This is a genomic window from Halolactibacillus miurensis (genome assembly GCF_900116255.1).
Classification (GTDB): Bacteria; Bacillota; Bacilli; order Bacillales; family Amphibacillaceae; genus Halolactibacillus; species Halolactibacillus miurensis.
On record NZ_FPAI01000015.1, the window covers coordinates 1 to 20,733 of the forward strand.

Annotated in this window: 16 protein-coding genes, 1 tRNA gene and 1 pseudogene; 1 reads left to right on the forward strand and 17 read right to left on the reverse strand. The window is 41.5% G+C overall.

Annotated features, from left to right (window positions below; all coding sequences use genetic code 11):
- Positions 1-340 precede the first annotated feature (340 nt).
- From lysS to spoIIE, 13 genes and pseudogenes are all read right to left on the reverse strand, one after another.
- A complete protein-coding gene (gene lysS, locus BM390_RS09720; protein WP_062321602.1) occupies positions 341-1,825 on the reverse strand; it encodes a lysine--tRNA ligase in 1,485 nt (494 codons plus the stop codon).
- 312 nt (positions 1,826-2,137) lie between these two features.
- Positions 2,138-2,269 (reverse strand): annotated as a pseudogene (locus tag BM390_RS15810) (tRNA-dihydrouridine synthase); the annotation flags it as partial.
- 71 nt (positions 2,270-2,340) lie between these two features.
- Positions 2,341-2,850 (reverse strand): 2-amino-4-hydroxy-6-hydroxymethyldihydropteridine diphosphokinase, encoded by a 510-nt coding sequence (folK, locus tag BM390_RS09730; protein ID WP_062321702.1) that lies wholly within the window; start codon positions 2,848-2,850, stop codon positions 2,341-2,343.
- Positions 2,843-3,211 carry a dihydroneopterin aldolase gene (gene folB, locus BM390_RS09735; RefSeq protein WP_062321607.1) on the reverse strand — a complete coding sequence of 123 codons (369 nt, stop codon included), beginning with the start codon at positions 3,209-3,211 and terminating at the stop codon, positions 2,843-2,845. The genes folK and folB overlap by 8 nt, the downstream gene beginning before the upstream one ends.
- Before the next feature lies 1 nt (position 3,212).
- Entirely contained in the window at positions 3,213-4,040 is an 828-nt protein-coding gene (gene folP, locus BM390_RS09740) for a dihydropteroate synthase (RefSeq protein WP_062321609.1), read from the reverse strand.
- 144 nt (positions 4,041-4,184) lie between these two features.
- Positions 4,185-5,111: a cysteine synthase A gene (cysK, locus tag BM390_RS09745; RefSeq protein ID WP_089854572.1), complete on the reverse strand. Its 927-nt coding sequence runs from the start codon at positions 5,109-5,111 to the stop codon at positions 4,185-4,187.
- Between the two features lie 71 nt (positions 5,112-5,182).
- Positions 5,183-6,070 carry a peptidyl-prolyl cis-trans isomerase gene (locus tag BM390_RS09750; protein WP_062321611.1) on the reverse strand — a complete coding sequence of 296 codons (888 nt, stop codon included), beginning with the start codon at positions 6,068-6,070 and terminating at the stop codon, positions 5,183-5,185.
- Between the two features lie 23 nt (positions 6,071-6,093).
- Complete coding sequence (hslO, locus tag BM390_RS09755; RefSeq protein ID WP_062321613.1) at positions 6,094-6,978, reverse strand: Hsp33 family molecular chaperone HslO; 885 nt, start codon at positions 6,976-6,978, stop codon at positions 6,094-6,096.
- 34 nt (positions 6,979-7,012) lie between these two features.
- Complete coding sequence (locus tag BM390_RS09760) at positions 7,013-7,786, reverse strand: type III pantothenate kinase (protein ID WP_062321615.1); 774 nt, start codon at positions 7,784-7,786, stop codon at positions 7,013-7,015.
- A 156-nt stretch (positions 7,787-7,942) separates the two neighbouring features.
- The gene (gene ftsH / locus BM390_RS09765; RefSeq protein WP_062321617.1) at positions 7,943-9,925 is read right to left on the reverse strand and encodes an ATP-dependent zinc metalloprotease FtsH; all 1,983 of its coding nucleotides are present in this window, start codon (positions 9,923-9,925) and stop codon (positions 7,943-7,945) included.
- Between the two features lie 128 nt (positions 9,926-10,053).
- Complete coding sequence (hpt, locus tag BM390_RS09770; RefSeq protein ID WP_062321619.1) at positions 10,054-10,605, reverse strand: hypoxanthine phosphoribosyltransferase; 552 nt, start codon at positions 10,603-10,605, stop codon at positions 10,054-10,056.
- A gap of 19 nt (positions 10,606-10,624) precedes the next feature.
- The gene (gene tilS / locus BM390_RS09775) at positions 10,625-12,010 is read right to left on the reverse strand and encodes a tRNA lysidine(34) synthetase TilS (RefSeq protein ID WP_177220702.1); all 1,386 of its coding nucleotides are present in this window, start codon (positions 12,008-12,010) and stop codon (positions 10,625-10,627) included.
- Positions 12,011-12,276: 266 nt separating this feature from the next.
- Positions 12,277-14,637 carry a stage II sporulation protein E gene (spoIIE, locus tag BM390_RS09780; protein WP_177220703.1) on the reverse strand — a complete coding sequence of 787 codons (2,361 nt, stop codon included), beginning with the start codon at positions 14,635-14,637 and terminating at the stop codon, positions 12,277-12,279.
- A gap of 197 nt (positions 14,638-14,834) precedes the next feature.
- Here spoIIE and BM390_RS09785 point away from each other — a divergent pair.
- Positions 14,835-14,911, forward strand: a tRNA-Met gene (locus BM390_RS09785).
- Between the two features lie 106 nt (positions 14,912-15,017).
- Here the strand turns inward: BM390_RS09785 and abc-f are convergent.
- The 4 genes from abc-f to BM390_RS09805 form a co-directional block, all read right to left on the reverse strand.
- Positions 15,018-16,646: a ribosomal protection-like ABC-F family protein gene (gene abc-f / locus BM390_RS09790; RefSeq protein WP_089854580.1), complete on the reverse strand. Its 1,629-nt coding sequence runs from the start codon at positions 16,644-16,646 to the stop codon at positions 15,018-15,020.
- Between the two features lie 299 nt (positions 16,647-16,945).
- Complete coding sequence (locus tag BM390_RS09795) at positions 16,946-18,247, reverse strand: alkaline phosphatase family protein (RefSeq protein WP_062321626.1); 1,302 nt, start codon at positions 18,245-18,247, stop codon at positions 16,946-16,948.
- A 21-nt stretch (positions 18,248-18,268) separates the two neighbouring features.
- The gene (locus BM390_RS09800; RefSeq protein WP_062321628.1) at positions 18,269-19,498 is read right to left on the reverse strand and encodes an MFS transporter; all 1,230 of its coding nucleotides are present in this window, start codon (positions 19,496-19,498) and stop codon (positions 18,269-18,271) included.
- A 238-nt stretch (positions 19,499-19,736) separates the two neighbouring features.
- Positions 19,737-20,702: a tRNA dihydrouridine synthase gene (locus BM390_RS09805; RefSeq protein WP_062321629.1), complete on the reverse strand. Its 966-nt coding sequence runs from the start codon at positions 20,700-20,702 to the stop codon at positions 19,737-19,739.
- Positions 20,703-20,733 lie beyond the last annotated feature (31 nt).

Consider the following 20,733-nt stretch of genomic DNA (forward strand, 5'->3'; position numbering starts at 1 on the left):
GATGAGTAATACTTTACTCTGGTTTCAAGCACTAGCTTGTCTTACTTTATTTCTTAACATTACTGTGTGTGTTATTCAGTTTTCAATGGTCAAATGTTAGTCGCTGTTCTTTCGGCGACAAGCTATATTATATAACGTTTAGCTTATCAATGTCAACAACTTTTTTAAAATTATTTTGTCGCGTTTGCGTTACTAATTTGGCGACTTGATTAATATAACATCTCAAGGCAAGATGGTCAAGGCTTTTCAATAAAAAAATCTCGTTTAAGTGAAATAACCTCACTTCACTTAAACGAGCGATCTATTTATTATTAGCTTTCCTTAACTTTATACCTTACATTTAGTCACGATGACGCATTTGCGGGAAGAGTAAGACGTCACGAATAGACGGGGCATTTGTTAGTAGCATGACCAAACGGTCAATTCCAATACCGAGTCCGCCTGTTGGCGGCATACCGTATTCTAATGCTTCTAAGAAGTCTTCGTCCATTTCATGCGCTTCATCATTACCTGCTTCTTTTTCTTTCACTTGTGCTTCAAAGCGTTCACGCTGATCAATCGGATCATTCAACTCAGAGAAAGCATTCGCATGTTCACGACGCACGATAAAGAGTTCAAAGCGATCGGTAAAACGCCCGTCTTCTTTATTCTTTTTCGCTAGTGGCGAAATTTCTACTGGATGACCGTATACGAAAGTCGGTTGTACTAAATACTCTTCAACCTTTTGTTCAAAGAATTCATTTAAAACATGCCCAAATGTCATACTATCTTTAATCTCTACACCATGTTCTTTCGCAAGCTCACGCGCTTTGTCATCTGTCATTTGTTCAAAGAAGTCCACACCAGTATACTCTTTAACGATTTGAGCCATGTGGACGCGTTTCCAGCCAGGCGCTAAATCAATCGCGTCTTCACCATATTGAACGGTCGTTGAACCGGTCACTTCTTTGGCAATATGCGCGACCATATTTTCAACGAGATTCATGATGTCATGATAATCCGCATATGCTTCATATAATTCAAGCATCGTAAATTCAGGATTGTGTCGGGTAGATACCCCTTCATTTCTAAAGACGCGACCGATTTCATATACTTTTTCTAATCCACCAACAATCAGGCGTTTTAAATGTAATTCAATCGCAATTCGCATATAGAGCGTCATATCAAGTGCATTGTGATGCGTAATAAATGGACGTGCAGCTGCCCCACCGGCAATGCTGTGCATCATTGGTGTTTCTACTTCTAAAAAACCCGTTTGGTTTAAGTAACCACGCATTGATTGAATAATTTTACTCCGCATAATAAACGTTTCTTTACTATCTGGATTAGTAATTAAGTCTAAGTAACGTTGACGGTAGCGTTGTTCAACGTCTTTTAACCCGTGGAATTTTTCTGGTAGCGGACGTAGTGACTTAGTTAATAGAAGAAACTCATCTACTTTAACTGAAAGTTCACCTACATTTGTTTTGAATACCGTCCCACTAACACCGACTATATCTCCAAGGTCACTCGTATTAAATAAGTGATAGTTCTCTTCGCCAATCGCATCTTTACGCACATAGAGTTGAATTTGGTCTGTTTGGTCCTGAATATGAGAAAAACCAGCCTTACCCTTTCCGCGCTTGGTCATAATACGACCCGCAATCGTCACGCGAATACCTTTTTCCTCTAAGGCTTCTTTTGTTTCTTCGCTATAAGCAGCTTTAATGTCACTTGCTGTATGCGTTCGTTCAAATTTATCACCAAAAGGATCAATGCCTTGGTCCATGAGTTGGTTAAGTTTATCTAAACGCACCCGCATATGTTCATTTAATTCTTCTGACATGTTGATCACTCCCATTATATATATTTTCTGATGTTTCACCTTGCCTACTATAGCACATTTTCTCACAATTATCTTAAAAAATCTTGGTTAAATATATTTTTGCCTATATTGAGCCTGCTGCTTTAGTTCTTTCGCAAAACCAAACAACAATGCTGCTAACTCCGCTCTTGTTTCTATTGCATTAATGGCTATTCTTATTCTACCACTAACCGGTAAATCTTTTAAGTATCTAGCGGTATGCTTTCACATCTCCATCATCGCCACACGTTCAGTCTTTAGTTCTGCTAATCTATCAGCATGCAACAGGCAGATTGTCACCATCTCAGCACAGACAAGGCCCTCACCAAACTCTTTCACTTTTAAACGAAAGGCCCAGTTACTGACACCTGCCATCGGCGCTAACACCACACGATTAGGAATCGTCACATCACCAATTTGAAACATATGTCCTCCACTTTCCTTATCAGACCAATCACTTACTAGCACACGCCTTCTTATTTAAATACGCAAATTTCTTAAACTTGTTTATCGTTCAACTGATACAAGCGCACGTCGTTTAGCTCAGCTCTACTTAGCTTCGCCATTGCCTGTTGTACCGTTAGATTTGTCCCAGGAATCTTTATTTCTGTTGCTATATCACTTAACGGCACAAGGACAAACGCTCGCTCAGCCATACGTGGGTGTGGTATGACTAAGTCTTCCGATACAATGTGATCATTGTGATAGAGTAGAATATCAAGATCAATCGTACGCGGCCCCCATCTGATCTCGCGCTTTCGACCAAGTTGTTGTTCAATAGCTTGAATCGCCTGTAGTAAGGCGTGTGCCGACAAAGTCGTTTCAACGGCCACCACCTGATTTAAAAAGGCATCTTGGTCGGTATAACCGACAGGTTCTGTCAGATATAGCCTTGAAGTGTCAACGACATCAATCTCGTCACTATCGTTCAACAACTGCCGTGCTTTCGTTAAGTAATCTACTGTCGGTTCTATATTAGACCCTAACGCAATATAAGCTTTAATCAGACTCACGCCCTCTCGTCATTTCTACTGCCACCGAGTCGTAATGACCTGGAATAGGTGGGTTCGGCTTAATCACTTTGACCGTTAATTGATGAATGAGAGGAAACGCCTGTAACACTTTTTTACTCACCCGTTCAGCAACTGATTCAATCAACTTTAACGGTTCACCTTCAACAACCGCCTTCACTGTTTCATAAACATGACCATAGTGCACCGTTGCCTCTAAGTCATCATTTGTCCCAGCTTCTTTTAAGTCTACCTCTAAGATGAGGTCCACTATAAACGTCTGACCTAATATGTTTTCTTCTTTCATTGCACCGTGATAACCGTAAAAATTTAAACCATTCAAATATACTTTATCCATCTCATCCCTCACCTTTTCCAACAAGTACATCCATCATCTCAATCACACGTTTATTCATCTCAACATTGTGGACCCGAACAATATTAGCCCCATGCATCACACCAAAACATGTGGTCGCGGCTGTTGCTTCATCACGTTCGTCAACCGGACGATGCGTCGCATAATAGATCACTGACTTTCGTGATGTCCCGAGTAATACCGGATAATTTAATGTTTGTAAAAATGCCATCTCTTTTAATACGGCTAAGTTTTCTGGCTTTGTTTTTTGAAAGCCAATGCCTGGATCTAAAATAATCAGCTCATCATCCAAACCACGGCTCTTTGCGATCTCAATACTTTCGATTAAATCACGTTTCACATCCGCAATCAACTCTTTATACTCCGCTTGTTTACGATTATGCATAATAACGACAGGGACGTCGTGTTTTTTACAGACGTCAGCGATACGCGGGTCATGCTTCAACCCCCAAATATCATTCACCATATCAGCTCCAGCTAAAATCGCTGCTTCTGCCGTTTCACTTTTAAACGTATCAATAGAAATATACGTATCTACTACTTGTCTAATCGCTTTAATGACGGGTACCACGCGAGCTATCTCTTCTTCAACCGAGACAGGCGTGCAGCCTGGTCTGGTTGATTCACCGCCAACGTCTATGATGTCGACGCCCTGATCTACCATTTTCTTTGCTTGTTCTACTGCCCGTTCCAGCGAATTGTACTTTCCACCATCAGAGAAAGAATCTGGTGTGACATTAAGAATACCCATGACCCACGTTTTCTTTGATAGATTGATACGCTCTTTACGCAAACGAATATACCGACTCATTATGCTCCCCCTTATATGAAGACACTTAATATCTCTTGATAAATATGTCTTTCATTTTATCATGAATCCAGCTATTTTACAGAGTCTATGCGTGAAAAGCACAAAAAAACACTTACCCCCAAAGAGGGTAAGTGTTAGTTTATTCTATTCTTCGTCGAATTGATAGAGCGGTGTTGAAAGATAACGTTCACCATTACTTGGAATAATCGCCAACACTTTCTTTCCTTTCCCTAACTTCTTCGCAATTTCTTTTGCGGCATAAAGAGCGGCACCAGATGATACACCACCGAGTAACCCTTCTAAGCGAGCGGCTTCACGCGCTGTTTCATACGCTTGATCATTCGTTACCGTAAAGATTTTATTGTACACTTCGGTATTGAGGGTGCCTGGGATAAAACCAGCACCAATTCCTTGAATTTTATGTGGGCCTGGTTCGCGTCCGGATAGGACCGCAGAACCTTCGGGTTCTACCGCATAAATATCAATATCAGGGTAGTGTTCTTTCAATACACTACCGGCACCCGAAATTGTACCACCCGTACCGATTCCACTCACAAATGCATCTAATTGGTCACCCATGGCTTCCACAATTTCCGGACCTGTTGTTAACTTGTGAACTGTTGGGTTGGCCATATTTTCAAATTGTTGTGGCATAAAATAACCATGCGCTGCTTTTAATTCCTCAGCTTTTTGAATAGCTCCCTTCATCCCTTTTGAGCCAGGGGTTAATACAAGCTGAGCGCCATACGCACGCAAAAGGTTGCGTCGCTCAAGACTCATCGTATCCGGCATCACTAAGACCGCCTTATAACCTTTAGCTGCAGCGACCATCGCAATACCAATACCTGTGTTACCACTAGTCGGTTCAACGATCGTATCACCTGGTTTAAGGGCACCATCTTTTTCAGCTTGTTCGATCATCGCATTGGCAATGCGATCTTTCACAGAGCTACCAGGGTTCATGTATTCTAACTTTGCATAAACCTCCGCATCTTCCGGTCCCGTTAAACGATTAAGCTTAACAATAGGGGTACGGCCAATTAAATCAGTCATCGATTGAGCAATTGTCATATGAAACGCCTCCTAATTCCGAGTATTCTTATTTGAATTAAATACATTATACACAATAACGTGATACGTTGTCAATAAATCCACTCAACATTTCGCTCTTCCCAAAGCGTTTGCTCATCAGGTAAGTAAGCGAGTTGTTCAATCGCAAGTTCTGTTCTAATATAGTCACGAACATCCGCTAGCGGTAAGGTGATTGCCGGTAGGTCACGTCCTAAATAAACGATTGAATATCCTGAACCATTTTGAAACGGCTCACTGTAGCTATATGCATCTAATGCATCGACACGCGATTTATAATCTTCGGTTAAAAAGGTTGAGTCATATGAGTAAAAACCTAAGTAACCGCCTGTTTCAAGCATCTCCTCTGTCGTCGCATACTCACGCGCTAACGCATGAAAGTCTGCTCCGTCTTCGAGCGCTTGATAAATCGCGTCCGCCGTCGCTTGACTGTCTACTTCTATTTCCGATAACTCAATCCAGCGACTAAACTCAAAATCCCCTTGATGTTGTTGATAATACGCGTCAATATCAGCATCTGACACTGACACATCACGCGTTAGCAAGCGCTCCATCAATAACCGAGAATGGATATTGTCTCGCCACAAAGCTTCTCTTTGTTCGACTTGACTTTCTGGTAGCTGTCCATAAAGGGTATGCATCCGCATCACTTCTAAGTCAATAATTTTCTCATTAATAGAGATATTTTCTTCCGCACTTATTTTTCCAGTCACTTCATCGGTAATAAGTGCTTCTAACGCTTCTTTGCCGAAATGTGTTTCTAAATACGTCATCCATTCTTCAAACTCAATCGGCTCACCATCAATTTCAGCTACCGGTTCATTACGATCAACCGTTTCACTTTCAGGGTACGCCGATTCAATTGCTGGTTCACGTGTTAACAAATATGTAGCGCCATTTGTCACAAGAACAATGGCTAAGAAGATGAGTAGTTTTTTCATCAGTTTGTTGTTTCGCTCCTTTATTATTCGAGTGAATCCGCTTGTTTGAGTTCAGCTAGTTCCGCTTTTGTCAGATGGTAGTGTTCATTACAGAAGTGACAAGTCGCTTCTGCGCCACCATCTTCTTCAATCATTTGATCGATTTCTTCATCGCCAAGACCACGGATCGCATCTTTAATACGTTCAAGTGAGCATGAACAATGGAAGCGTACCGATGAGGTTTCTAGCACCTGAACATGACCTTCACCAAAAATCTTTACAAGCATATCTTCAGGTGATAGACCTTGTTCAATCATCGCACTAATAGCCGGCATTTGACTTAAATTCTGTTCAATTTGATCAATCATCTCATCAGTGGCACCCGGCATAACTTGAATAATAAACCCGCCCGCCGCTAGGATGGTATGATCAGGGTTGACTAATACACCCGCACCAACAGCTGAAGGCACTTGTTCTGATGTCGCAAAGTAATAAGTGAAGTCCTCACTCACTTCACCTGAAACGATGGGAACTTGTCCTGTAAAGTGTTCTTTTAACCCTAAATCTTTCACAATACTTAACGAACCTTCTGTCCCAACAGCGCGTCTCACATCTAACTTTCCTTGATCATTAAGATCAAAATCGACGTGCGGGTTAGTAATGTAGCCTCTAACCTCACCCTTCGCATTTGCATCTGCAACTATCGGACCGACAGGGCCGTTGGCTTCCATTTTCGCGGTTAATTTATCTTCCCCTTTTAACATCGCACCCATCATCGCACTGATCGTCATCGTGCGGCCAAGGGCGGCTGAAGCTGTCGCCCATGTATCATGACGGCGACGCGCCTCCTCTACTAATTCTGTTGATTTAATCGCATAGGCACGCACGGCACCTTCATACGCTAACGCTTTGACTATATAATCTGACATCTTTTTTCTCCTTTACTGTTTAGAAAGACTATTTTTATTGTTGTTTCACCTTATCATAAATCGACTGAAGTCCTTTTAAGGTGAGCATAGGATCGACGACGTCAATCGTCCGTGATTCATCGGCAATAAGGTGGGATAAACCACCTGTCGCAATGACCTTCGCCTCGCTATGACCTTCTTCTTTAAATCGCGTGACCATCGCATCGACTTGACCGACGTAACCGAAGTAAAGACCTGATTGCATCGCTTCAACTGTCGACTGACCAATTGTATTTTTCGGATGATTGATTTCAACCTTTGGTAATTTGGCTGCTTTTTCATAAAGGGCTTCAAGCGATAACCTAATGCCAGGCAAAATGGCACCACCAACATAAGACGCCTCTTCATCAATATAACAAAAAGTTGTTGCTGTACCAAAATCAATGATAATGAGTGGCGCGCCGTAAGCCTCAATAGCACCTACCGCATTCACGATGCGGTCCGCTCCAATTTCTTTTGGGTTAGGATACCGCATATTCAAATACGATTCAATTGGATAGTCACCAACAACAATCGCTTCTTTTTTAAAGTATGTTGCCACCATTTTTTCTAATGCATACATAATCGGCGGCACAACAGATGAAATAATCACATCTTCGACAAGATGAAAGGTTAGACCATGATAACGGAATAAATGATCGATCATCATCCCAAATTCATCTTCCGTTTTATGGCGATCCGTTTTTATCCGCCACTGGTTTGTGATTTTTTCACCATCTAATAGACCAATTACCGTATTGGTATTGCCAACATCAATCACTAATAACATATGTGTCACCATCTCTTCTTTACAAGAATATCATCCGTCACTATTTTAATGGTTTTTAACGATGGAAACAATTAAAAACCTTTGTCGTGAACCGAATGAAGACAAAAGACCAGTCGGAAAGCACGAATCCGCTAACCACACTGGTCTATCAAACAATTATTTATCTGTTTCGTCTTCTCTTAATTCATCAATCGATGTTGGCTTATCCTCATCTGTTGTGTCAGATTCAGGTGCCGCATCTGTTTGTGTTACCTGAGCATCATCTGTTGTTTCTGCCACAACGTCTGCTTCTACATCAATTGGCTCATCATCAGATTCAGGTAATTCACCCGTCTCATAAAGCGCCTTAATTTGACGCGCATCTAGCGTTTCAACTTCTAATAAGGTTTGAGCGACAAGCTCTAACTTATCACGGTTCTCAGTCAGAATTTCTTTCGCTTTAGCGTAACAAGTGTTAATCACACTTTGCATTTCTTGGTCAATTAAATAAGCAATTTGGTCACTGTAGTTCGCTTCATTTTGCATGTCGCGACCTAAGAAGACTTGGCCACTGCCACCACTGAATTGAATAGGGCCAATTTTATCACTCATACCATATTCAGCCACCATCTTACGGGCAATACTTGTCGCACGTTGGAAGTCATTATGAGCGCCTGTTGACGCTTCACCAAAGATTACTTCTTCTGCGACACGTCCACCAAGAAGGCCTGTGATTTTATCCATTAATTCTGGTTTTGTCATAAAGTAGCGGTCTTCACGCGGTAACATCACCGCATAACCACCCGCTTGTCCACGTGGGACAATGGTCACTTTGTGTACCATGTCTGCCTCATCAAGAACCATACCAATAATCGTATGACCACTTTCGTGATACGCGACTATGTTACGTTCTTTCTCAGAAATAACCCGGCTCTTCTTCGCCGGCCCTGCGATGACACGGTCAATCGCTTCATCAACGTCGACCATTTCAATCTTCTTCTTATCTGTACGCGCGGCGACAAGCGCAGCTTCATTCAGTAAGTTTTCTAAATCAGCACCAGAGAAACCTGGGGTACGCATCGCAATCGTTTTTAAATCAACATTTTCATCTAAAGGCTTATTACGTGCGTGGACTTTAAGTACGGCTTCACGACCTTTTAAGTCTGGACGATCGACCGTGATTTGACGGTCAAAACGACCTGGACGAAGTAAGGCAGGGTCTAAAATATCCGGACGGTTTGTTGCCGCCATAATAATGATCCCTTCGTTGTCACCAAAACCATCCATCTCTACGAGTAACTGGTTTAATGTTTGTTCACGTTCATCATGACCGCCACCAACACCAGCACCACGTTGACGACCAACTGCATCGATCTCATCGATAAAGATGATACATGGGGCGTTTTTCTTAGCATTTTCAAATAAGTCACGAACACGCGATGCCCCGACACCAACGAACATTTCGACGAAGTCTGAACCACTGATAGAGAAGAACGGTACGCCCGCTTCCCCTGCAACCGCACGTGCAAGTAATGTCTTACCTGTACCTGGAGGTCCTACTAACAGGACACCTTTAGGAATTTTCGCCCCGATTGCCGTAAATTTACGCGGGTCTTTTAAGAAGTCAACGACTTCGATTAATTCTTGCTTTTCTTCATCCGCTCCAGCAACGTCTGTGAAGCGTACTTTTTTCTTTTCTTCTGAATACATCTTCGCTTTTGATTTACCGAAGTTCATCACACGGTTACCACCGCCTTGTGATTGGTTCATCAAGAAGAAGAAAATGACAATCACAATGATAAACGGTGCAAGGGCTGTTAAGAAGCTAAGAAGCGCACTTGGCTGTTCTTCTTCTTTCACCTCGAGAATCCCTTGGTTTGCTCCTTGAGCATAAACCGATGTCACAATCTCTGATTGTTCTGGAACATTTGTAATGAAGGCTTGTTCTTCTTCACCTTTTAATACCCCAGTAATACGCATGATTCCGTTAGACGGTCGCATATCCATTTCTTTTACTTCTTCATTATTGAGCACCTCGATAAACTCATCGGCGCGCATCTCTTTGGTTTCATTTGTATTTCCTGTAATCAATGACATCAGTGACATTAACACTAAGAAAATAACAGCATAAAACACTAAATTACGTGTTAATCGATTCATTTCTTTCCTCCTCCCAAACGAGAAAAACTATAGTACATCGTATCACACCAAATTCCACTCCTGCAACTGAAGTGAATCGCTTACTGTGATTTCCTCTACTGCGTTTTTCGTTTGTTTAATGTCTCGTATTATTCTGCTTGGTCTCCACCATAAATATGTGGTTTTAATACACCGATATATGGGAGGTTACGATATTTCTCTTGGTAATCAAGACCATACCCAACAACAAACTCATTAGGCACTTTAAAACCAACAACGTCAGCTGTAATGTTCGCGGTACGTCCTTCTGGTTTATCTAACAACGTCACAATTTTAATTGATTTTGCTTTACGATATTTGAAAAGGTCAACAAGGTAGCTCAGTGTAAGACCACTATCAATGATATCTTCAATAATTAAAATATCACGCCCTTCAACTTTCGTGTTTAAGTCTTTCTCAATCTTCACTTCACCTGATGACTTCATGCTCCCGCCATAACTTGAAACATCCATAAAGTCCATTTCTAAATAAGTATCCATGTGACGTAAAATATCTGACATAAACGGTAAGGCACCTTTTAATACGCCAACCGCTAATGGGAAACGATCGCGGTACTCCTCACTCAACGCCTTCCCTAATTCTTCGCACTTTTGGTCAATCTCTTCTTTCGTCACTAATATTTTCTCGATGTCGTTATGCATCATAATCCTCCTACATATTTTAAAATGATTTTTTTTGATACGTTAATTTCACATACTGTTTTGCTTCCACATGTGTTTGTATGAACGGTTTGGTCAATCCCAACACCCAGACCACGTGATCATGTTGATCAACTAACAAGGGCCAGTCCTCACGATGATCTTGAGGGATTTTGTGATCAATAAAGATACGACTCACCTTTTTGTGGCCGTCAAGCTCCGGCAAATAAATCTTGTCTCCAGCTTTACGGGTACGTATTTTATACATACCTTTATCGTATAATTCATACGGTAAGTAGAGACAATCTTTTGTCGCGTCTTTCTTCTCGCTAACGATTGCCTTCGTAAATGGCCCGTGTTGCTGATGAGAGATAGACGCTTTGTCATTGACCATTGTTTCACAAGCCTGCTGGTCTTTAAAGCGAAACATCAACCGGTGATAAACTTGTCTCATCACAAGTCCATCTGGTAAGTCAACCGAACGATGTCCGTCCGTATGTTGAAGTAAGCTAAAAAAAGCCGTTTCATGTTTATAGCTTAAACGAGATGGAAGTGTATCATACAGATAGTTTAATATTAGATGAAACAGGCGTCTTTGTAAAGCACGAGCCTCTTTTTTTACAACGGAAATATCAATTGAAATCTCCCGATTCACGCTCTGTTTTTCCGCATATTGGTCAAATCGCTTCTGTGCTTCTTTCGTTAAATAATCGTCATCCTCTTTTAGATGCGACATCAATACGCTCGTCGTCTTTAGTAGCTCAGGATTAAATTGTTTCAGTAGAGGAATAATGTGGTGCCTAATGGCATTACGCCGGTAGTGATCATCCGCATTAGACGGGTCTTCTCGATAAGGTACTTGTTGTTTGTCTAAGTATTGATAAATATCTTCTTTAGCTACGTGGAGGAATGGTCGGATTAATCGCTTATCACCGAAGGCTCTGACTTCTGGCATCCCTGTTAATTTACGCGGATCGGTTGATTTAATGAGTTGCATAACGAGGGATTCCACTTGATCATCTGCATGGTGAGCAAGTACGAGTGTTTCGCAGTCGTGTACCTTCATTACGTCTTGAAACACTTTGTAGCGCATTTCTCTGGCTGCCACTTGCGTCCCAACCTGATGTTGCTTTTTGTAACCTATCACATCGACTGTCTGACCAATCACGGGAATAGCTCTTGCCTCACAATACTGTTCAACAAACAACCGGTCAGCTTCAGATTCTTTTCCTCTAAGCCCGTGATCAACCGTCACGACCATAAACGAGAATGTAAACGTTGCTTTTAAACGACTAAACACGTCTAGCATCGCCATTGAATCAGCCCCACCGCTGACAGCAAGTAGTAGTTTCTCGCGTTCTTTAATGAGCTGGTTAGTTACAATATGTTCTTTTACCTTTGTATACATACACATGACCTTCTTTATATACATAATCGTTTCATTCACTCATGAAACGTGCTCGATTAAATCGAGATCTTTATTGTTCTTTCCATTATACAAAAAACACCACCGCTGTGCGCTTTTTGACGTCACTTAAAAGTTAACCACACAGAAGAGGCGTATCTTCTATATGATAACGAATAATAGGCAACTTAAGCAACTACCAACCGAAAAGAGTGTCATCACTTTAAAAGAGAATACCCCGTACATAACAAAGCGTTATGTACGGGGTGTTAACCGTAAGAGTATTGTTCGATGGCTTGATAAGGAATCGTTTGCCACTTGCTTTCAAAACGATCGAGACGTGCGACGATGACCGTCATATCATCTGCAATCGTCTGATCATGGTCAATAATCGCTCCATCCAGCAAGAGGTCCGCTATTGCTTGCGGGTCAGTCGTTCTTAGATTTTGAATAAGCGCATGTACATGGTCTTCGCGTTTTTCAATAATGCCGTCGCTCATCATTATCAAGAGATCACCCTCATTTAAACTGACATCAATCTTATCCACTTCAACATCTTGGATAATCCCAATTGGTAAGTTTGATGAGGTCAACGTATCAACTGACTGTTTTCGCTTCACAAAGCTTGTCGCTGCCCCAACTTTTACGCACTGTAATTTACCTGATTGTAAATCAATCATCGCTAAATCGAGCGTCGCATACATATCAAAATCTTGTCTTAACGACAACAATTGATTGATCGATTGGATCGCAATGACTTCATCCATACCAGATTGAAGTATTTTGTTCAGTAACTCTAATGTTCGCATACTTTCTTTTTGTGCTTTACGACCATTTCCCATCCCATCACTAATGGCGAGAACATACTTACCTTGAGACACGTCCATCATTTGATAACTGTCTCCCGAAATAAAACCTCCTCCTTTTGCAGCATGGCTCACTCCGAGAGTGAGCGTATAGTTTCTAGCCGATTTAAAGTTAAAAAATTGTTGATGGTGCGGCAAGGTATTAATCGTTTCATCGTGTACAATGACGACTTCAGCTAAAATATCAGATAGTAGTGGGGCAATTAATTTAGCCGCTTCATCAAAATAACGCTTTTGAATAATCGTGAGTTCGATATCAATATTACCGGTCTCAAGTGAGTAAATAGATAAGTTTTCTACTTTAATCCCGAGTTGCTTAATGGCTTTTAGTATATCCTGTTCTTGCTTTTCATAGTGACACCCTTCTTTCATCACTTCCTCGGCGAAGTTACCCATCACTTGAGAGACCCCCTTTAATTGATCTTTCACTAACAGATGTGCTTGACGTTGGTGCATGGTGACATCATGTTTTAATCGTTGATAGAGCTGTGCTTCTTTCATTTCCGAGATTACTTTTCGTTTTTTAATACATAACGGTAATGATGCCTCAATATGAGTAAGACTCATCCCATCATCTAGCGCTTCGGTCACAGTCATCAGTTCATCAATCGTTTGTGCTTTACGGTCACCGAAGCACCAGTCATACTTTAAACAGCTCTGACACGTGCTGTGCATCACTTTAAGACACACATCATCAAGTGGCGGAGATGTGGTTGCTTCAATTGATTCTGATAGACTGTTAAAAATATCAGCAAACTGTGACATTTGTGCGGACGTGACTTTTCTTAAATCTTTTAAATAGCGCTGTTGAAAATGAATTGCTTCGTCTGTTGTCGGTAATAATAACGCAAGGCTTTTCAGCTGTTTCTTCGGTATTAAGAGTAACAACACCCCACTCATCACTGTATGTACGACAGAAGAAAGAAGCGCCACTTCCATAAAATACAAACTATAAAGTAACGTCGTAAGAGTGCCCAACCCTACAGAATAGATTCTCGGTTTTCCTTTTAGTACCCCACTGATGATTCCAAGGGTCGCAAGTAAAATAATTTCCGATGAGTAAACCGGTGATAAAAAACTAAATAGCACCCCGGTCACCACACCGAAAGTCGCCCCAACTAACATACCTCCGCTGTAACCTAATACAAAGACGATGAATCGCCCGGATAACACGGCCGGATGAAACATCGACCAACTATACGCATCGAGACCTGAAAAGAGACCAAACATTAACACGAGTAAACTAAATATTTGTTCATGGGTAAGCTTCGTCTTCACCGTGAGGGTCATATGTTGCCACTCTCGAAATAGACGCCAAAAAGCACCTGTTAAAATCGCATCCATACTTGCAAGGGCTATGGTTAAAATCGATAGTGGCTGGATAAAGACTTCAATCATCAGATGACTGATGAGTTGAATACCACCTAAAACAAACGGGATCACGGCTCGTCGTTCAAACAATCCAAATCTTTCACAAAGGATGAATAAAACGAGACGCACCATCATAAGATAAAACATGGAGTCGCCTGCTGTATAGCTACTTAACAGACTCACAATCAGCAACACCCGACCATGCCTCTGATCGCGCGCGTAAACATATAAATAATACGGCAAGAAAAAGGGGCTTAAAACGTCAAAGATGAGGGCTCTGGACAGGATGATGACCAACAATAAATCAATGAGAGCCGTTTTTGTCAGTCGACTCGTCGACCGATGACGATGAATCTTTGTCTGTTTATGATTATAAGCTTCTAATAATGGCACATGATTCGCTCCTCTTATACTTAATCTCTTTCGATTAAACCATATAAAAGAAGCAGAACTTGTCAAAATGAGTAGGTGCGACGACTAAACTTTCCGAGTGATTCTTCGATACTTAAACAAAACAAGACAAACATTTTCACAAATAACCTTGACACTTATCTCAGTCTGTTGTATTATATCACTTGTGACTTTCTTATGGCGGTGTAGCTCAGCTGGCTAGAGCGTACGGTTCATACCCGTGAGGTCGTGGGTTCGACTCCCTCCGCCGCTACCATATGACCATTAACTTTTTTACATAATACACCCGCATGTCCTAGGACATGCGGGTGTTGTTTTATGTTGAATCATTTTTACCTTAGTCTGATCCGTTCATTTCGTCATCATGAATCTTTTAAGCGCTTGATGACTTCTGTTAAGTTGTTAAACGTCTCATCTAATACGTCATATTCGACTCCTTTTTCTTCTAACATACTGAGTTTAGCCAAAACTTCTTGTCGTCTCGTCTCAAGTGTCAGTAAGTCCGTATCGCGTTGTTCTGATTGTACATAACTTCGCTTTTTATCGATTTGTTGATCATGAAAGACCAGCTGTGTATCGGTCACTTTCCGAATGAAATACCGATCATGTGAGACGATGATGAGTGTACCCTGATAGTTCATTAACGTTTTTTCTAACTGTTCCCTTGAAGCAAGATCCAAGTGATTGGTCGGTTCATCAAGTATTAAGACATCTTTACCTTCTATTATAAACGCCATTAACTTTAACTTCACCCGTTCACCCATACTCATATCTTCTATTGGCTCTCGCCACTGTTCACGTGAAAAACCTAATTGAGCAAGTGCCTGTTGGACCCTTGCCCGCGCATCAAAGGTTTGCGGTGCAAACATTTCTTCCGGTGTCGCGTCAAGCGGAAGATCAAAGACCGTCTGCGTTAAGTAACCAACCTTTGCGGACCGAGATACCCACACATCGCCCGTTGCCACTTTCTTACCCATTAATACCTCTATTAACGTTGTTTTACCGCATCCATTCGGTCCAATTAAAGCGATTCTTTCCCCATGTTGGATAGTAACATGTACATCTTGGAATAATAGGCGCCCTTTAATCCTCACACTTAAATCTTTCACTTCTATATACCGACGCCCAACGGACTGATGCGTCGAAAGCTGGAAAAATACAGCTGGTTCTTTCTCAACCGGGACAATGGGTGAGGCTTCTAATGACCGCTGTAACCGCTTTTGTTTTGACTTTACCATCTGATCCATCCGCTTTGCCTTTTTACGATAATGTTCTTTATAACCCTCTTGTTTTGTCGACTGTCGATGGGCCTTGTCAGACCATGAAGTCAAGGCTTTCATTTGTCTTCTTACATCCTCGACTTGTTTTTGTTGCTTCTTCATCTGACGCTCTTCTGTGACTTGCTTTTGTTTTCGTTGTTCCACAAAGTCTGAGTAATTGCCTGGATACGCGTGAATCGTTCCGCTTTCTAATGACCATATTTTCGTTGCCACTTGGTCGAGTACATAGCGGTCATGCGAGACAATCACGACAGCGCCGGTTGTTTGATGAATGCTGTCAATCAATTGATGCATACCTGTTTCGTCCAAGTGATTAGTTGGTTCATCCAACAGTAGTACGTCCACTAACTGACTAAAAGCATCCACTAGACGATACTTCAATTGTTCTCCACCACTCAAATGTTCGTATAGCGCCTTAGGAACTTTCCACTCACTCAAGAGGCGGTGTCTTTCTCCGCTCTCATTGTCTGGTTGATAGGCTTTCATCTCTTGTATGAAGTGATGTGTCGCGAGTGATTGTCTTTGTTTTACTTGACCTTCTTCCGGCTCGATTTTTCCGTGCAATAGCTGAAGTAAGGTTGACTTTCCCGCACCATTTGGTCCGACAATACCAATCACATCGCCGTCATAAATGGTCACATTCACCTCTGACAATAGCGTTCTACCCGCTAAGTGATAGGTGACATTTGTTAATTGTATCAATGCTTCCATAATACTCATCCCTTTCATAGCTCGGGGGATGTTTCACTTATAAAAACGCAAAAAACCCTCCCAGTCGTCTGGAAGGATTAACCGTACCAAAAAGAAGCGTGGGACTCATTTATCGATTGATAAACGTCTCCTACACGTAAAAATGGGCAGACTAATCCTTCGTGTATCTTGCTTGAAATTTATGATTTCAGCTCAATAAACGTTAGATTAGTTCTTCATCGTCCACCCATCACTCCTTTTCCTTAATTGTCTCTAGTGTAGCATATGTCACCTCATAATATAAGGCTTATTATTTACGATCAATCACCCTTAAACACTTCATCTAGACTTCGACCATCAACGTCATTAAGTTCAACCCCTAAAATACGCGCAATCGTCGGCGCAACATCAACCATTTCAATCTCACCCAGTTGTGCATTTAGTTTTATGTTTTTACCAGCGATAATGAAGTTACAGCGATAGTTATCTTGTTCTGTTGAGTAACCATGTGTCGCATATGTTTCACCGCGAGCGGTTAAATCAACAACGTCTTCATCCGTTATGTCATCTTCAAAGCTATATCCTTTTTTTGCTTCAAGCATATAGCGAATCGACGGATCGACATGCAGTTCATCTAATTCCTCCCGTTTGTACAATTGTTTTACCCCATATTTAGGATTTGTCACAATGTCATTGACGATAGCTAACGCATGCGCTTCCGTTTCTTTGTCACCGTCTTTGATATGCAAGTAGGCGGACCCACCGGTACTTTGAAAGTAAGCATGCCACTCATAGCCGGATGCGGTTTCTTCGATTAAACCGTGCTCTTTTAATACATTATTAAGGTACACCTTAAATTTCACATCAAATTGACCGTGATCACCTAACACAATAAAAACTGTCTCATCCATTATACCGGCCTCTTCTACTGCCGTGATAATATCTCCGAGTCGCTTGTCCATCCGCTCAATGACCTCGTCCACTGCTTGACCTTTTGTGCCATAGGCATGCTTCGTGTCATCTAAATCGATTAAATGTAACAGCATCAAGTTCGGCTGTTTACGCTTAATCGTATCAACAGCACAAGCCGTTGAGAAATCATCCAAATACGGTTGATTGGTGCCTTCCCGTATCCGTCCGTACTTTAATTCTAGTCCTAAACAAAAGAGTGGACGACCATTTTTTAAGACTTTTATCGCTTGGTTCTCACCGTTAATGGCGACGACTTCAGGTAGGTTATACTTAATGCTTGAACGGGCGGTCACTGGCCAAAGAATGCCAGCGGTCGTTAAACCAGCGGCGTTTACGGCGTCATAAATCGTTGGAACTTTGACATTCTGACGATACCAATGCCACGCCTGATTATCCGTTTCAACAAAAGGTTGCAGCGGATTATTGTGAAACACCCCGTGTTTATCAGGGTAGACGCCGGTCACCATCGTTGAGTGGACGACATAAGTCATCGTTGGGTTCACACTTTTAAGTTTGGTTGTATGTACACCGCTTGTCACGAGTCTTTTAAGATTCGGTAACTGTTTTGCTTGTTCAAAATGATCTTCTGAAAAAGCATCATATGACACAACAACCACATGTTTAGCAAGTCTTCCGTTTAATGGTTCCACATATATTCCTCCTCTGGCATGTTAGGCTAAATTTTTCGGCAAGGTTATAAAGACGGTTAAACCAATGATAAATAAGGGAATAATCGCTAAAATACTATACTGAGCATTACCCGTTAATGATGTTGTTAGAGCCATCAAGGCAGGTCCCATAATCGCCGCGAACTTCCCAAAAATATTATAAAAGCCAAAGAATTCATTCGCATTAGCTTTCGGTATGATTTTCGCATAATAAGACCGGCTAAGCGCTTGAATCCCGCCTTGGGCTGAGCCAATTAAAGCGCCTAAAATAAAAATGTGCCAGACCGATGTAATGAAAAACGCCGCAAGACAAGAGACGATATACGTCAATATTCCGGTAATAATCATTGTTCTTGAAGAATATTTTTTAGCTAATGTACCGTATAAATACGCACACGGGAAAGCGATCAACTGAATCACCAACAAAATACCCAACAACGTGAACGTATCTAATGCTCCCGCATCTAACACTGACGTCGCATACGGGACTACCATCTTAATAATGGTATCGACACCATCAATGTAAAAGAAATAAGCAATTAAAAAAATAAAGACAACCTTGTATTGGCGAATGTTCTTAAACGTCTGGAACAGGCGTTTAAAACTATTTCTAACCGGCCTTGGCTCAGGTGCGACATAATGCTTCTGATGAACATCACGATACATCGGTATCGTAAGAAGTCCCCACCACAGCGCGGTCACGATAAATCCCGCTTGATAACCGATGACTTGGTCCATACCCATCCATAAAACGAGTAAGAGGCTGATCCCAAAAGGAATGACACTAGCAATATAGCCAAAAGCAAATCCCATCGTCGATACTTTGTCCATTCGCTCATCAGTCGTCACATCCACTAGAAAAGCATCATAGAAAATATTCGCGCCTGCGAAACCGATCGACGATAACACATAAAAGAGAATCAATAATTGCCACTGTCCACTTTCTGGTGGCACGGCAGCGAGAAATACGGTCGCGGCAATACCTAGTACCGCAAAGAAGATAAAAAAGCGTTTCTTCTTATCTTTATAGTCAGCAATCGTGCCGAGGATCGGACTTAACACCGCAATGATAATACTGGCGATCGAATTAAAGTATCCTAACGTCATACTGCTGTCGACATTATCAAACATACCGAAGACAATCGGCAACAGCGCCGTCGTAATAGCCATTGAATAAGCTGAATTACCACAGTCGTATAAAATCCATGAGCGCTCTTCTTTTGTTAACTTCATGACACGCCTCCTTTAAATCCTTCTTAAGAAGAGTGTAGCATATTTATGTAAATATAAGATGATTTCTTTGTAAACTATTATCAGTAAATAGACAGTGGTGACGAGAGATGATGGTTCTTGGTATGAAAGGTTCTTTAAGCCATATGATGTTATAACATGGTCAATCGAATAAGGCTATCGATAAAAATAAAAAGAACCCTCCGATCCATATAGGAGCGAAGGGTATTGTCATAGGCATTTAATTTTCTACTTGGTCATACTGTTTTAAGATGTCTCGTACTTCCTCTGTCGTATGCGTCGTCATCAACTGATTGCGTAAGTCACTTGCCCCTCTAAAACCACGGACATAAATCTTAAAAAAACGACGCAGTGGTTTGAAAGAGCGGTCTTCTATGCTTGAATAGTAATCAAATAAATCTAAATGACGATGTAATAAATGGAGGAACTCTTTGTAGTCGTGTTCTTTCTTTTCTACTTCAAACGCAAATGGATTTTTAAAAATACCTCGACCTATCATCACCCCATCAACGCCGTATTTCTCAACGAGTTCTAAGCCCATCTGTCGGTCAAGAATATCGCCATTAATGGTGATTAAGGTGTCCGGTGCTACTTCATCGCGCAGTTGCATAATGTCAGGAATCAGCTCCCAGTGCGCATCCACATCACTCATTTCCTTGCGCGTACGTAAGTGGATCGACAAATTAACAATGTCTTGTTTTAAAATATGGGTTAACCACCCGCGCAATTCTTCTACATCGGTATAACCGATGCGCGTCTTCACACTGACAGGTAAACCACCCGCTTTTGTTGCGTCAATAATGGCCGCTGCTTTCTCAGGATGATTGATGAGACCAGAGCCCTTTCCTTTTGTCGCAACATTTGCGACAGGGCAACCCATGTTAATATCAATCCCTTTAAAACCAGCTTCTGCTAGACCTAAGCTCATTTGTTTAAAATACTTCGGTTCATCGCCCCAAATGTGAGCCACCATCGGTTGTTCATCTTCCGTGAAGGTTAACCGACCTCTGACACTTTCTTTTCCTTCAGGATGACAATAACTCACAGTATTAGTGAATTCAGTGAAAAAGACATCTGGACGTGCCGCTTCACTGACGACATGTCGAAACACGACATCGGTGACGTCTTCCATTGGTGCTAATATAAAAAACGGTCGCGGTAAATCCCGCCAAAAGTTTTCTTTCATGTTAAAACCCTTTCTATTCAAGACACACGAC

What these genes read in the sequence shown, in the direction of transcription:
- lysS (WP_062321602.1), bottom strand. Translation starts at nt 1,825, where the DNA reads ATGTCAGAAGAATTAAATGAACATATGCGGGTGCGTTTAGATAAACTT.
- folB (WP_062321607.1), bottom strand. Translation starts at nt 3,211, where the DNA reads ATGGATAAAGTATATTTGAATGGTTTAAATTTTTACGGTTATCACGGT.
- folP (WP_062321609.1), bottom strand. Translation starts at nt 4,040, where the DNA reads ATGAGTCGGTATATTCGTTTGCGTAAAGAGCGTATCAATCTATCAAAG.
- cysK (WP_089854572.1), bottom strand. Translation starts at nt 5,111, where the DNA reads ATGACAATTGCTCAATCGATGACTGATTTAATTGGCCGTACCCCTATT.
- BM390_RS09750 (WP_062321611.1), bottom strand. Translation starts at nt 6,070, where the DNA reads ATGAAAAAACTACTCATCTTCTTAGCCATTGTTCTTGTGACAAATGGC.
- hslO (WP_062321613.1), bottom strand. Translation starts at nt 6,978, where the DNA reads ATGTCAGATTATATAGTCAAAGCGTTAGCGTATGAAGGTGCCGTGCGT.
- BM390_RS09760 (WP_062321615.1), bottom strand. Translation starts at nt 7,786, where the DNA reads ATGTTATTAGTGATTGATGTTGGCAATACCAATACGGTAATTGGTCTA.
- ftsH (WP_062321617.1), bottom strand. Translation starts at nt 9,925, where the DNA reads ATGAATCGATTAACACGTAATTTAGTGTTTTATGCTGTTATTTTCTTA.
- hpt (WP_062321619.1), bottom strand. Translation starts at nt 10,605, where the DNA reads ATGCATAACGACATCGAGAAAATATTAGTGACGAAAGAAGAGATTGAC.
- tilS (WP_177220702.1), bottom strand. Translation starts at nt 12,010, where the DNA reads ATGTATACAAAGGTAAAAGAACATATTGTAACTAACCAGCTCATTAAA.
- abc-f (WP_089854580.1), bottom strand. Translation starts at nt 16,646, where the DNA reads ATGGAAGCATTGATACAATTAACAAATGTCACCTATCACTTAGCGGGT.
- BM390_RS09800 (WP_062321628.1), bottom strand. Translation starts at nt 19,498, where the DNA reads ATGAAGTTAACAAAAGAAGAGCGCTCATGGATTTTATACGACTGTGGT.
- BM390_RS09805 (WP_062321629.1), bottom strand. Translation starts at nt 20,702, where the DNA reads ATGAAAGAAAACTTTTGGCGGGATTTACCGCGACCGTTTTTTATATTA.